The sequence below is a fragment of the Caldalkalibacillus uzonensis genome, from assembly GCF_030814135.1.
Classification (GTDB): domain Bacteria; phylum Bacillota; class Bacilli; order Caldalkalibacillales; family Caldalkalibacillaceae; genus Caldalkalibacillus; species Caldalkalibacillus uzonensis.
In genome coordinates this window covers 76314-90073 of sequence record NZ_JAUSUQ010000006.1, presented here as the reverse complement: position 1 = coordinate 90073, position 13760 = coordinate 76314, and the positions used below count along the sequence as shown (strand labels likewise).

The following is a 13760-nucleotide window of genomic DNA, read 5'->3' as shown; positions in this document are numbered from 1 at the left end:
CACTATCCGTAAATTCTGGGCTGACAGATCAGACGCTGTACTTACGCAGGGAACCGGCTCAGCCCAGTCTGAACACAATGCCATATCCACCTTTGGGATACCGCCACTCAATATTGTCATAAGGGCAGCCAATACGGCAGCTGCCACATTCATGGCACCCTTCAAAACCCACATGCATGCGATCCCCTTCCCATTTGTAAACTTCAGCAGGACAAAAGATGGTGCACAGCTTATCCGGACAGCGGATGGCACAAATATCTGCATTGACCACCTTTAAGTGGGACTCCGTATCCGCGTTGAAACGAACCAGATACTGTTTCTCCTCAATGTTCACCCTTTCATCACCTTCCAGGCGCGGAGTATATCCCGCGCAATTTTAAACCGCTCGCCAACCGTCCCCATTTGACGGACCAACTGCTTCTGTTTCTCTTTTTTCGGTGTGCCGTCCACCGTCAGGAAGCGGCCGGCAGCCCTGTTCAGCATGGGAATGTACTGCTCAAAGTATTGCGGGAAACGTTCAAAGTGATGGGTGGCAGCCTTGTACTTTTTCAAGTCCTGGCCTACAAAACTGTTCAACAGATTAATCCGGTAACTGTCCAGAATATTCTCTGAAAAGTCATTGAGTTCTTTGGCCGTGATAATCGCCTCGGCAGCTAACACGCCTGAGGTCATAGCCAGATTGGATCCCTCCCGGTGGATGGAGTTGACCAGCTGAGCCGCATCTCCTACGACAAGTACCCCATGCCCTACCAATTTAGGCATGGAACGGTAGCCCCCTTCTGGAATAAGGTGAGCCAGGTATTCCTGGGGCTCACTGCCCGCGATCAAGGGGCGGATCAAAGGATGCTGTTTCAGCCGTTCCAACAGTTCGTACGGTTTCAGCTTATGTTTGATCAGACCAGACAATAAGGCACCAACGCCAATATTAATGCTGTCCTTGTTGGTGTAGACAAAACCGGTGCCCAAAATACCTTGGGTGGCATCCCCAAAAATCTCAATCGTACAACCCTGGTTCGGTTCAAGATTAAAGCGCTCTTCAATAGTGGTTTTGTCCAGTTTAAGTACTTCCATGGTGGCCAATGCCACTTCATCAGGCTTCCATTCTTTGTGAAATCCCAATGATTTGGCTAACAGGGAGTTGACACCATCAGCCAACACCACCACATCGGCGTAAACATCCCCGTCGGGCCGGTCGGTACGCACACCAACCACCCGTCCGTCCTGCACAATACATTCCTGCACTACGGTTTCATTAATCAACAAGGCCCCGGCTTCAACCGCCTTCTGGGCAAACCATTGGTCAAACTTGGCTCTGAGTACCGTAAAACAGTTGTACGGTTCCCTGCCCCATTCCAAACCTTTATAGCTGAATGTGACAGCTGATTCCCGATCCAGCAGCATAAAGCGCTGCTCCACCACCGGCCTCTCCAGCGGAGCTTCCTTGTAAAAGCCCGGAATGATGTCGTCCAGCATTTTGCGGTACAACACGCCGCCCATCACGTTCTTGGCTCCCGGATATTCCCCCCGCTCAATGATCAACACGTCCAATCCCGCTTTGGCCAGCGCATAGGCACAGGACACACCAGCCGGGCCAGCCCCCACAATGATACAATCAAATTTTTCAGGCATGTTGAACCTCCTCTCTGTGCAGAGCCTCTTTAAAGGCTGCAATCAACGCCGGTACGACCTCGAAAGCATCACCGACAATGCCGTAATGACAGGTTTGAAATATGGGGGCGTTGGGGTCGTTATTGATGGCGATGATCAATTCCGAGTTTTGCATGCCCACCACATGCTGAATGGCCCCCGAAATACCAATGGCAAAGTAAATTTTGGGGTTGACCGTCACCCCTGTCTGCCCGATTTGATGATGATGGCCAATCCACCCGGCCTCAACAGCATCCCGGCTGGCACCTACAGAAGCGCCAAGCACCTCTGCCAGCTGGTAACAAAGCTGAAATCCTTCCGCATCCTTCAACCCTTTTCCTCCAGCTACAATAATATCCGCTTCGTCCAAGCGGGTTCTCTTGGTTGTCTCTCTGACCACTTCCAGTACTTTGGTGCGTACCTCATCTTCCTTTAAAGCGATTTGTTCCTCAATCACGTGCCCCCTTCTGCCCGGTTGTGGATCAAGGGCTTTCATCACTTTGGGACGCACGGTGGCCATTTGGGGACGGTGCTTTTTACATAAAATGGTGGCCATGATGTTGCCCCCAAAGGCCGGACGGCTGGCTTCAAGCAGTCCAGTCTCCGGATCCACGTCCAACATGGTGCAGTCAGCCGTCAATCCTGTTGCCAGATCAGTAGCCACGGCACTGGCCAGATCTTTCCCTGTTGAGGTGGCTCCGTACAGCAATATTTCCGGCTTATATTTACGGCAGGCCTCTACCACAGCTTGCATATACGGTTCAGTACGGTACTCACTGAAGATAGGATCGTCATAGACATAGACCGTGTCAGCACCATACTCAAACAATGTGTTTGTTAATCCTTTCACATGATGACCGATTAAAATACCGGCCAGCTCAACCCCTCTTTTATCGGCCAAAGCCCGCCCGGCCCCCAACAGCTCCAGCGAGACAGGGACGACTTCTTGATCACGCTGCTCGATAAACACCCACACGCCTTTAAACGTATCCAGATTCATCGCCCTCCCTCCCATTCAGTGAATAATTCTCTTTTTTGCAGTACAATATCAAGAACTTGCTGCACCTGCTCCTGTATGTCCCCCTCCAACATGGTGCCCCCTTGGGGTTTTTCAGGGGTCCATATTTTACCGACCACCGTTGGCGATCCCTTTAAGCCCAGTTGTTTGCGGTCCACATCCTCCAAATCATTCACCGACCAGATGTGAGGCTGGTAACGGGCCGCCTTGATCATATTGGGCAACGGGGCATAGGAAAGGTCATTAATCTCTTTTTCCACTGCACACAGGCACGGCAGAGCAGATTGAACAACCTCATAGCCATCTTCCAGCTTGCGGTGCACGATGGCATATCCCTTTTCGATGTTAATCTCTTCAATCTTTTTCACCGCTGTCAAGGGCGGAATATCCAGCCGACGGGCAATGCCCGGTCCCACCTGACCGGTATCCCCGTCAATGCTCATTTTGCCGCATAAGATGAGGTCAATGGGTTTCAGTGTGGAGATTTTCTCCACTGCCTTGCTCAAGGCATAACTGGTGGCCAGGGTATCCGCTCCGGCAAAGGCGCGGTCTGAAATCATATAGCCGTCATCTGCCCCAATTTCAATACACTTTTTGATCGCTTTCACCGCAGGAGGGGGGCCCATAGTCAGCACAGAAACGGTTCCTCCGTAGCGCTTTTTCAGGCGGACCGCTTCTTCCACCGCATGGGCATCATACGGGTTCAGAATTGCAGGTGCACTGGCCCGGTCAATGGTTTTGGTTTTGGGATTCATTTTAATCACTTTGGTGTCCGGCACCTGCTTGATACAAACAACAATGTGCATCTCTTACCACACTCCTCTCCTTGTCTGATCATATTTCTTGTTTCTTGGCCACCTCCCCTCAACAAGCTAGGGGTGGCCAAGTGAGGGCAAGTCTGTTCATTGTTCATCTTAACAAAGCTGCCCGCAACTGCCTGTGACATAAATCACGAATTGTGTCAAAAATAAAAAATCGACAATTCTGAGAACAATACAGTGATGGTGATATATGTAACATCTTTGTCTCTTCATTTCCGGTAAGCTGGAAGTAGAAACAGAACAAACCACAAGCACTCACAGCAGTTCACTTATCACAAGCCTGCAAAAAAATGGAAAGAAAGGTGGGGCCCTATGTTTCAAGTGGGGGATGTGGTCATTTTTAAACCGGATGGCGCCCAGGGCGTAGTGGTCAAAGTGAATGACAGCGATTGTTATGTCATGTGGGAAGACTTATTCAGCAGCTTGGAACCTTTTGAACAGCTGATCAAAGACGAAAAACTGACGGCCGAGCAACGGATTGAACCACGGCAACCTATCATCCCATGAAAAAGAGCAGGGCTTCCTCCGTACCAGCGTCGGACTCCCTGCTCGCTTCTTTTGCTTGCTTGTGAGTTTTCCTACCCGGATCCCACTTGCTGGCGCAAATAGGATAAGGCCTGGTTCAGCATCAGCCGGTTTTTCTCCTCGATCTCCCGCTGGCGAGGGATAACAGGCAGTATATCATCCTTATCCAACCATAAGTGAGGCAGCCCCCCGCCTGCCAAAGGAAGGACGTCATCCAGCCAAGATTCAGGCAATGGCCCTTGCTTGATGGGAACATCGTTCATCACCATCCACAACAATCCCCAGGCCCGGGGCACCACACGGTAGATATCATACCCCCCGCCGCCAACGGCCAGCCATTTCCCTCCCGTATAGGTTTCTGCAGCCTGTTTGATCACTTCCGGCATACGGGCGTAGATAGCCATGGAACCAGCCAAATGGGTCAGCGGATCATAAAAATGGGCATCGCAACCATGCTGACTGATAATCATATCCGGTTTGAAAAATTGAAGTACGGCTTCTAAACCGCTTTCAAAACAAGCCAGCCAAGACTTGTCCTGGGTGAAGGCGTCCACCGGCAAGTTTAAGCAATAGCCATACCCTTCACCAATGCCCTTTTCGTTCACATGGCCGGTACCGGGATATAAATAACGCCCAGTTTCGTGAATAGAAAAAGTGAATACCTCAGGATCATGGTAAAAAATCCACTGTACCCCGTCACCATGATGGGCATCCGTATCGATATACAGCACCTTCATGCCATATTTTCGGCGCACATACTCAATGGCCACCGCACAGTCATTATAGATACAAAACCCTGAAGCCTTACCTCGCTGTGCATGATGCAACCCCCCAGCCAGATTAAGAACACGTGTGGTTTGTCCCTGGACGATCAACTCCGCCCCCAGCAAGGTTCCCCCCACAGCCAGGGCCGCTTGCTGATGCATGTCAGGAAAAAGAGGGTTGTCTTCCGTTCCCAGGCCAAAAGGATGAAATTCAGGGTGCTCCTGCCCCAGAGAGGTCTGATCTGATATTAGGCTGGCCTGCTTAACCGCCTTAATATAATCCTGATCATGAACAAGCATGAGCTCATCATCTGTGGCCAGACGGGGAGCCACTACCTGATCTTGTGCTAAATATCCACAACATTCCAGCAATTGTTTGGTCAAGGCGATCCGCTTCTGATTAAAAGGATGTTCATCATGGAAAAAATAGTTGAGCAACTGCTCGCTGTATATGAACAGCGGCTTAAAGGCTGGACGGCTCGTCATCGTTTTGCTCCTTCTCTTCTGTTCTATCATGTGCTGTCCGGTGCTTGAAATCCAGCTTTTCGGGCCAGATGACCCGGAAACCATGCTGTTCAATTCGTTCAATAATGGGCCGGGGGTCGATGGTCTGCACCCGGAAAATTAAATTTTTCTTGCCTTTTTTCTTGCTGGGGTAGACATACACATTGGAGACATTGACATGACACCCTTTAATAATCTGGGCCACATCCGCCAGACGGCCAGTGGTATCATCCACTTCTATTTTTAAATAAGAACTGGGCTGATCCACCCCCATCAGCTCCACCAGCGAATGGAGGATATCAGATTCAGTCACAATGCCCACCAGCTTGCCCTGGCTGACAACCGGTAAACAGCCAATTTTGGCGGTATACAGCGTTAATGCCGCATCGTCAATACAATCCAGAGGATGAATGGTGATCACATCCTTTTTCATAAAGGAAGAGACAGGGAGCTCATAAATCTCATCCGCTTCAATTTCTTTTTGAATAACAGAAGGAAGCGCGTCCCGCAAATCCCGGTCGGAAATAATCCCCGCCAGTCTCTCCCCCTCAACCACTGGAAGGTGACGGATACGGTGTTCCTGACACAAACGTCTGGCTTCCCCGATGGTGGTATCCGGAGAAACAGTGATCACTTTCCGTTTCATCACTTCTTCTATTTGCATCACCCTGTACCTCCTTGTCCCGCTCACTCTACATGCTTTATCAACATCCGGAATAACTGCTTTACAGCATTAATACATGACCGCACTAATACATAAACCGGCGTTTAAAACGCATGCGGTCAAACTTTTCAATGGAGCTCATCGGCACCCGTTTTCCGATCCGGGCCATCAGGCAATTGGCAGGATGGGCACAAATCTCAGGATCATCGGTGGCAAACCAGGTCAAACCAACACTGCCCATCACCTTTTCCATCACTTTGCGGTACTCCCATACAGACAGTCCGGTCCCCTTTAAATCCCAATGCCAGTAATACTCAGTGGTGATCACAATATAATCCTCCATGGCATCATCCCGAAAGGCCACTTGGAGCATGCGTTTGGCCAGGCCTAAGTTACGGTAAGGGGGTGCCACCTCAATAGCCCCCAATTCAAGTAAATCTTCCATCTTCTCTTCCGACCACCTTTCCAGGGGATCGGGATACAAAAACGTGACATAAGCGACCACCATGTTGCTGTCTAAGGAAACAATAATGCGGGCCTCGGGCAATTGGACAATCGACAGCAGAGCCTCATACTGCTGTTCAGGCGGCCTGAAAGCGGTTAATCCTTCATGAAAATCATAACCTTGCAGATCTTCATAGGCAACCGGTCCTTGAATGTGAATGGTCCGCCCTTCAAACTGAACGGTATCACAAAAAAAGGTTTTGGTGTGCTTCACCATCATTTCCTCCTGGATGAGAGGTATTTTTTCTATTATCTCATGTTTGTTGTTTATCTAAAACTTTAAAACCCCGCTTCGCTGCTTACAGTGATATCTGTCACTTGTTTAGGCCTTTGTTTGAACAAATTGTGACAGCAAGATGTGATTCACATAATCGAACAACATGCATGAGGTGGTGAATCATCAAGTCTCAATGCCTCCATTGAAGCGGCCTGAGCCGGTGAAGATGAACACGGCTTTTCCGTTGAAAAGCCATTCAATCATAAAAAATCCCTCTCAAGGAGGGATTTTTCATGGCCCAATTTTCTAGGGAGCTATGGACAGCAACGCTTCCTGAGCAAGCGGTTGACCGTCTCACGCCGTACACCGATGAACTGGCCGATTTCTTCCTGGTTGAGTACATCAGCCAGCACTAAATGGGGAAAATGACGCCTGAACCACCGTTCTGCTAGCTCAAACCGTTCCGCTGGTTTCACAGCAGTCAGTTGATCAATCCGCTGCTGCATCATCCTTAATTTTTCCTGCAACACCAAAGCAATCTCCTTTAGACGCTCCGGGTTTTGGTCCAGCTCGTGATACCAGCTGTCACTGGTGATGACCTCCACTTCACTATCGAGAAGGGCAACCGCGGTGCCAAAATACTCCTTTTGTGTCAACAATGAATGATGGGGAAAAATTTCCCCTGGAAGAATCAGGTTGACCAGTGTGGAGGTGCCATCTTCCTTCACACGGACAATTTTAAGCAAGCCCTCTTTAAGGTGATAAAGGGAGCCTGTTTCGCCTTGATGGAACAAAACTTGACCCGGTTTCAGTTTCATTGTTCCACTACTCCTTTATGGCATGTACTGTACCACGCCCAAATATATGCTGATTCTGCAAACACTTGTTACTGAAACTGCTGTTGCAACTGCTCTTTCTCTTCTGTTGACAACATGTTTTCAGCCATTGGAAAAAGCACGTTTTCTTCTTTTATAAAATGCTCGGTTAAGATGAAATAGGCTTCGATGGCAAATTGGGTGATGCTCTTGATTTGGTCCTTGTTGTTCTGTGGCTTTGCCTCTTCGGTTCCTTCAAGAAAACGATTCAAATATTGTTCTGCCTGCTGATGTTCATATTCCATAACCGCTATTGGGCCGGACTCTCTGCCGATATATTTGGCCATCATCGGAAACAAACCATCATCTTCCTTTTTAGAATGAAGTTTTAATTGCTTTGTAAAAGAAGCAATTTGATCGTGAAGTGTATTAAATTGTTTCCTTAAATCAGTGTCATCTGTGCTTCCAGGTACGATTCGTTGGGCTGTTGCATAAAATGCGTCCATTGCTTTTCTCAGTGAAACATGTTCTTCCTTTAATTGCTGCAAAGGAGCGGAGAGAGAAACATTCGACATGTCACCCACATTCATTCCTCCGCATCCAAATGGTGTATGGTTCATCATCGATTCATCTCCTTAACTAATATTTATTATCCTCTATCCAGAGACATGAGACTCACGGACCCAGTCACGTCGGTTTCACTTTTAATGTTACAACGACGTGATTAAATATCAAACCAGATAATGATAATGATTATATTTCTTGAAGTAGATTATATATGATAATGATTCTCAATATCTGTGATCGTACTCACAGACAAGAATAAATTTTTGGCCTAAAGTAAATCTAGACAAGAATAAATAATAGATTAAAGTCACCCATCTAAATGACTGAGGAGGGTTAAGTATGGAAAAAGTATTTGATCGCACATCTAAGGTAGGTGATATTGTCACCATTTTCCCTCAAGCCAGTGATATTTTCAAAGCATATCGCATTGATTTCTGCTGTGGAGGCGATCGCCCGCTAGGAGAAGTGCTTGAAGAGAAAAATCTTAATGAGGAAGAAATTCTAAATAAGTTAAATGAGGATTATGCCCAAAAGCAAACTCATGACCAACAGCAAACGAACTGGATGGAAGCCTCTTATAGAGATATCATCAGACATATCATTGATACACATCACGCCTATCTGTACCGTGAACTTCCCCAACTAAGCCAATATGTCACCAAAGTATTCCGCGTTCACGGACCCGACCGGCCAGAGCTGGCAGATGTACACCGACTCTTCCATACCCTTAAAACAGAATTGGAACAACATGCACTGAAAGAAGAGGAACATGTATTCCCATTGATTCAAGCCCATGAGGAAAACCCTACACCCGAAGCGCGGCAAAAACTGATCAAAGGAATTGCTGAGCTGGAAGATGAACACGATACAGCTGGTGATATCCTCAAACAACTGCGCGATCTGACCAGCGATTTCCAACCTCCAGAAGGAGCGTGCATGACCTACCAGATGACCTATCAACGCTTGGAAGAGTTGGAATCTGATATGTTTGAACACGTTCATCTGGAGAACAACATTTTGTTTAAGCGCATCCTAAACAAACTGAAATCGTCATAAGAAACCCAACCCCATAAGCGCACAAGCCAGGCTGTGATGCCTGGCTTTATGTTGTTTGCCAAACACAAAAATGGCTGTCCATTCCGTTCAGAAGCCATTGCCTCAACATGTGCACTTTGGTTGGACAACCATTGGTTAGTCAAGAGGATCAAATCTATCTCGCTTTTTTCTTTTTTTCCAGATAAATCGGTTCGGCCAAAGAAATCTTAAATTCATGAACCGCTTCCCAAGGAACAAAACTTAAATAACTGATTTTACTATCCCTGAGTTCCATTGTTAATCCCTTGTCATTGACCATGACGATCTTTCCCTGGCGCAGCGGGGAGTTATTGTCATTAATAGTGGATAAATATAATTGAGAATCTTGATAAAGGTCCTTCGCTGTTAATTTATCCGACTTAAACTGAAGAAAGCGCAAAATATTGCCCGCCACCTGTTCATCAGCCGCTCTTAAAAATACTCTCATTTCACTTCACCCCCATCTCCTGCTTACTGTGCTGATCTCTTCATCACTTCATATTACTGTTAGTATTATGGCTCAAAAATAGTGAAGGGAAAGTGAAATATATCACCCTTTAGCGCCTTGAGGATGATATGTCATTAAATGATCACAAATTGGCCCATCAGCCAGACGCTCATGATAAAAAACAAAACCGAAAAACCGATCTCCATTACCCCTAGCGTTATCGGCCGTATTTTACTGTTAAAAGGGGTCAGCCATACCTTCAAAGCCGAGGGCAGGTAAATGAGGCTGACCCACCACAGCCCGAAAAAAATCGGAATGATCACATACAAAGCGTGATACAGATTAGCGGCTCGCTTGATTAAGCGGTTTCCCCGCTCCCGGATCATGGATTTGGCATGAAAAACTGTCCCTGTAAAGTAAAAGATGGACAAAAGCCACACGTAAAGTCCGATCGGGTGGTATCCACCGTAGCCCAAATGGACAGCCAATAAGCTTGAAGCGCTTAAAGCGATAATGGCAGCAATATCGTTAATGATTAACCGTTCTTTTTTTCTGCGTGCAGAGTAGAGATTGACCAGGAAGAAAGGCAATGCCATACCGCAATACCACAAAATACTTGGATCAGACAATACAGGGAAGAGTATAAGAAGCAAACCTGTGAAAGAAAAAATAAGCAGACTGGGCAGCGGAGACGCTTTTTTTCTACGTGAGCATCTGACATACTCCAACAGGGGTGCCGAAGACATATATAAGAAGAACAGACCGGCAAAAGCAATCACTTTCATCCAGGTCCATGGCGAAATAAAGGCACCGATCAGATACGGTGTGATCCACATGGACCAGGCGCCATGTTCCCGTGGAATATACCATTTCATACCTATCACCTTCCTTTGTTTCTCATTATAGCTTCGCCCTTTCACACCCACTGTGACCCAAGTCACTGCCAAAGTACCGTAGGTGGCTTACACTAGAAATACGATAATAAGAATCACTTTCAATATTCACCTGGTCCGATTGTTCTTTTCACATCCTAAACAAGACAGGAACTTATTACTGTGTGTTATAGCTATAAGGTTACAGAAAGAAGGTGATCCTATGATGCCCACAGCATTAACCTCAAAAGCACCCGGTGTAAAATTGCCGTTTTCTTTTATCCTGACCGGGATTTTGTCCTTTGTGCTGGCTCAAGTATTACTATTGATCTATGGAAATGACCTGTTGAGCGGCCACTTTCGCACACCTGCCATGTGGGCAGTGGCGCATTTACTGCTCATTGGCTGGGCCTCCATGGTATCCATGGGTGCGATGTACCAGCTGGTACCTGTCGCTTTCCAGGTCAGGATTCGTTCAGAAGGGCTTGGCTATGTACAGTTCATTATCATGGTCATAGCCTTGCTTGGCTTTACCATTACTTTCTTCATTTTTTCACCAGCAGGCTTGGTTCTGTTCGGCTCCCTCTTGGTTGCTGGGTTTCTTATATTCTTAGGTAATATGCTATTGTCTTTGCGTGCAGTTACCTCATGGAATATGATGACAGTCATGGTTTTTGCCTCATTACTTTCACTGACCTTGACGATCATTCTCGGTTTAATCCTCGTTGGGCAGCTGACTGTAGGCGGTTTCATCGGTCAATATCATCTGGCCCTGTTATATACCCATATCACTTTGGGGTTGATCAGTTGGTTCTCCCTCTTGATCTTCGGCTTTTCTTATAAGATGGTTCCCATGTTTACGTTGGCCCACGGTTATGCCATGGACATCAGTTTACCCGTATTTTTCACGTTTGTTGCAGGTATTTTCATTATGATCAGCTCCTATTTTTTCAGTTCATCACCGCTCATGCTAATTGGAGCTGTGCTGCTCAGTTTGGGCTTTATTCTTTTTGCTTACCATGTCTGGCTCATCTGGAAAAAAAGAATGAAGCGCCACCCTGATCTGGGATTTAAATATGCCTTGTCTGCTATCGCAGGCGGAGTGGGCGCCTCTGTTTTGCTAGTTATTGTTATTGGGATATCTGTCTCCAGTAGCCGATCTGTCAGCTCAGAATTGGTAGCTCTCAGTTATTTGTTTTTAATGGGCTGGATTTCACTTAGCATACTAGGCTATTTATTTAAAATTATTCCCTTTCTATGGTGGACCTATAAATATAGCAATCAAATTGGTAAAGTAAATGTACCCACGCTGAAAGAAATGATGGATGAACGGTTGGGCGCCTTATTTTTCCCTGCTTTTATCCTGGCGACCCTGCTTGTGACCATCAGTTTATGGCTCAAATCGGCCACCCTTTTTTATACCGGGCAAGGATTGCATGTACTAAGTGCCTTGCTATATGCCTGGATCACCTTCTCTGTTTTCAAAAAATAAGAGTCTGGTAAGGAGGAGTAACCATGAGCGCTGTAAAGGACAAAATTATTGAGCAACTTAAGCAAGTGCTGGACCCCGAACTAGGCATTAATGTGTATGACTTGGGCTTGATATATGACATCCAAGAAAAAAATGGCAAAGTGATGATCACCATGACTTTAACCACACCGGGATGTCCACTTCATGACAGCATCACCTCAGGCGTCCGCCATGCACTGCAGAAACTGGATGAAGTTTCTGAGGTCGATATCAATCTCGTGTGGGAGCCTGCTTGGAATCCATCGATGATGTCTCCAGAAGCAAAAGCCTTGTTAGGTTGGGAGTAGATTGGGATGAAACTCTAAGAAATGGTTTTGAGCACAAGCAAAGGTGGCTGATGCGTCGGCCACCTTTATTTGTTGATGATGTGATGCCAATCACACTTAGCTCGCACACCACTTTAACTTTGTGTGCTTTTATTTATCCCCTGATTTTCTCGCCTTTTGTAACGCTCTCCATTTGGGTGGAATGTAGACACAATAGGGTTCACTCTCCAAATAATCTCCAGTTACGGCATAAGCCCTGGAGCGGGAGCCCCCACATATTTTGTTAAACTCGCAAACACCACATTTCCCTTTATATTGGTCTGGATTACGCAAAGCTTTCATGACGGGTGATTCTCTGTAGATCTCTGCCAGAGGCTGCTCCCGTACATTACCGCAGCGCACGGGCAATAACCCGCTGGGATATACATCTCCGATATGGGAAATAAAAACAAACCCGTTTCCATCATTTACCCCTTGCGGTGCCCGTCCCAGCCCGTCCCGGGGATTAATTTTTCCTTTATTTAGGGCTTCTTCATATGCCGGCTGAGAATCAGCATTGGCTTTTTCCTTTGCGGCTCTGCGTTTTCTTTGAATCACAACCCGCCGGTAGTGTTGAGCAGCCGTTGTCTTAATGTCAAACGGCGCTTCCAAACTTAATTCATACAACCAATTCAACACTTTTTCATGTTCCACTGGCGAAATCATGTCTTCTTTCCGCCCACGTCCGGTAGGTACAAGGAAAAAGACACTCCATAAGACAACATCAAGTTTTTTAAGGAGTTCAGCAATGTTTTGCAAGTCATGCAAATTGTAACGTGACACTGTTGTATTAATTTGAAGCGGCAGATCTAACTCCCGCAAATAGTCAATCGCACGCATCGTTAAATCATAAGAGCCACTCGTTCCCCGGAAGGCATCATGAACTTCAGCTGTAGAACCGTCAAGACTGAAGGCCCAGCGGGATAAACCTACTTCTTTGGCTTTCCTGATCGCCTCTTTTGTTACAAGGGGAGTAGCACTGGGCGTCATGGATAGACGCAATCCTTTTTCATGAATAGCGTAATGGGCTAGCTCAAACAAATCTTCCCGCATCAGGGGATCTCCGCCCGAAAAAACCAGTAAAGGGGAGTCCATGTCTGCAATCTGGTCAATTAATTGTTTTCCTTCTGCTGTGGTCAATTGTCTGGGATCTGGCTTTTTTTGGGCTTCAGCCCGGCAATGTAAACATTTGAGTTCACAGGCACGGGTTACTTCCCATATCACAATAAACGGATTTTGATCATAATCCCTTGGTTTAAACGCAGGAAAACGTTCTGTATGTGCAGAGTGCATATCAAAAGCCCCTTTCCTCATAAGTGGACAAGATACAATGTACCTGTACATTAAGTATAGAATAGTAGTAAGAAGTGAAATGTGATTTTGATCACTCGTTCACAGAGATGCCATCGGATAGGGGTTCCAACAGTGATTTGCATCACAGTTTAGCAGTCAGGATACCGATACAATAAAAACAGAAAACCTTA

16 protein-coding genes are annotated in these 13760 nt (G+C 46.6%); 4 read left to right on the top strand and 12 right to left on the bottom strand.

What is annotated here, in order from left to right:
• Positions 1–58: 58 nt before the first annotated feature.
• From J2S00_RS09355 to J2S00_RS09340, 4 genes are read right to left on the bottom strand one after another with little or no spacing between them, the layout of a single operon-like run.
• Positions 59–352, bottom strand: coding sequence for a ferredoxin family protein (locus J2S00_RS09355; protein ID WP_307338961.1), 294 nt, complete (start codon positions 350–352; stop codon positions 59–61).
• Positions 331–1629: an FAD-dependent oxidoreductase gene (locus tag J2S00_RS09350; protein ID WP_307338618.1), complete on the bottom strand. Its 1299-nt coding sequence runs from the start codon at positions 1627–1629 to the stop codon at positions 331–333. Before J2S00_RS09350 ends, J2S00_RS09355 begins: the two co-directional genes overlap by 22 nt.
• A complete protein-coding gene (locus tag J2S00_RS09345; RefSeq protein WP_307338616.1) occupies positions 1622–2647 on the bottom strand; it encodes an electron transfer flavoprotein subunit alpha/FixB family protein in 1026 nt (341 codons plus the stop codon). The genes J2S00_RS09350 and J2S00_RS09345 overlap by 8 nt, the downstream gene beginning before the upstream one ends.
• The gene (locus J2S00_RS09340; RefSeq protein WP_307338614.1) at positions 2644–3471 is read right to left on the bottom strand and encodes an electron transfer flavoprotein subunit beta/FixA family protein; all 828 of its coding nucleotides are present in this window, start codon (positions 3469–3471) and stop codon (positions 2644–2646) included. Before J2S00_RS09340 ends, J2S00_RS09345 begins: the two co-directional genes overlap by 4 nt.
• A 327-nt stretch (positions 3472–3798) precedes the next feature.
• Here J2S00_RS09340 and J2S00_RS09335 point away from each other — a divergent pair, with 327 nt between their 5' ends.
• Entirely contained in the window at positions 3799–3993 is a 195-nt protein-coding gene (locus J2S00_RS09335; protein ID WP_307338611.1) for a cupredoxin domain-containing protein, read from the top strand.
• A gap of 71 nt (positions 3994–4064) precedes the next feature.
• Here J2S00_RS09335 and J2S00_RS09330 read toward each other — a convergent pair whose 3' ends face one another.
• From J2S00_RS09330 to J2S00_RS09310, 5 genes are all read right to left on the bottom strand, one after another.
• Positions 4065–5261, bottom strand: a complete 1197-nt coding sequence (locus J2S00_RS09330) for an acetoin utilization protein AcuC (protein ID WP_307338608.1) — start codon at positions 5259–5261, stop codon at positions 4065–4067.
• On the bottom strand, positions 5239–5943 hold the full coding sequence (locus tag J2S00_RS09325; protein WP_307338605.1) for an acetoin utilization AcuB family protein: 705 nt from the start codon (positions 5941–5943) through the stop codon (positions 5239–5241). The genes J2S00_RS09330 and J2S00_RS09325 overlap by 23 nt, the downstream gene beginning before the upstream one ends.
• 85 nt (positions 5944–6028) lie before the next feature.
• Positions 6029–6661: a GNAT family N-acetyltransferase gene (locus J2S00_RS09320; RefSeq protein WP_370875855.1), complete on the bottom strand. Its 633-nt coding sequence runs from the start codon at positions 6659–6661 to the stop codon at positions 6029–6031.
• Between the two features lie 317 nt (positions 6662–6978).
• The gene (locus J2S00_RS09315) at positions 6979–7482 is read right to left on the bottom strand and encodes a Crp/Fnr family transcriptional regulator (protein WP_307338599.1); all 504 of its coding nucleotides are present in this window, start codon (positions 7480–7482) and stop codon (positions 6979–6981) included.
• Between the two features lie 68 nt (positions 7483–7550).
• Positions 7551–8102, bottom strand: a complete 552-nt coding sequence (locus J2S00_RS09310) for a hemerythrin domain-containing protein (RefSeq protein ID WP_307338594.1) — start codon at positions 8100–8102, stop codon at positions 7551–7553.
• A gap of 283 nt (positions 8103–8385) precedes the next feature.
• On the opposite strand from J2S00_RS09310, the gene ric reads away from it, so the two are divergent.
• A complete protein-coding gene (gene ric / locus J2S00_RS09305) occupies positions 8386–9102 on the top strand; it encodes an iron-sulfur cluster repair di-iron protein (RefSeq protein ID WP_307338590.1) in 717 nt (238 codons plus the stop codon).
• Between the two features lie 154 nt (positions 9103–9256).
• On the opposite strand, the gene J2S00_RS09300 is transcribed toward ric, so the two are convergent.
• Both J2S00_RS09300 and J2S00_RS09295 read right to left on the bottom strand, forming a co-directional pair.
• Positions 9257–9568, bottom strand: a complete 312-nt coding sequence (locus J2S00_RS09300; RefSeq protein ID WP_307338587.1) for a hypothetical protein — start codon at positions 9566–9568, stop codon at positions 9257–9259.
• A gap of 134 nt (positions 9569–9702) precedes the next feature.
• Positions 9703–10443 carry a YwiC-like family protein gene (locus J2S00_RS09295; protein WP_307338584.1) on the bottom strand — a complete coding sequence of 247 codons (741 nt, stop codon included), beginning with the start codon at positions 10441–10443 and terminating at the stop codon, positions 9703–9705.
• Between the two features lie 223 nt (positions 10444–10666).
• Between J2S00_RS09295 and J2S00_RS09290 the strand changes: the two genes are divergently transcribed.
• The gene (locus tag J2S00_RS09290; RefSeq protein WP_307338582.1) at positions 10667–11932 is read left to right on the top strand and encodes a hypothetical protein; all 1266 of its coding nucleotides are present in this window, start codon (positions 10667–10669) and stop codon (positions 11930–11932) included.
• 23 nt (positions 11933–11955) lie between these two features.
• Positions 11956–12258: a metal-sulfur cluster assembly factor gene (locus J2S00_RS09285; protein WP_307338579.1), complete on the top strand. Its 303-nt coding sequence runs from the start codon at positions 11956–11958 to the stop codon at positions 12256–12258.
• Positions 12259–12387: 129 nt separating this feature from the next.
• Here J2S00_RS09285 and J2S00_RS09280 read toward each other — a convergent pair whose 3' ends face one another.
• A complete protein-coding gene (locus J2S00_RS09280; protein WP_307338576.1) occupies positions 12388–13569 on the bottom strand; it encodes a TIGR04053 family radical SAM/SPASM domain-containing protein in 1182 nt (393 codons plus the stop codon).
• Between the last annotated feature and the right edge of the window lie 191 nt (positions 13570–13760).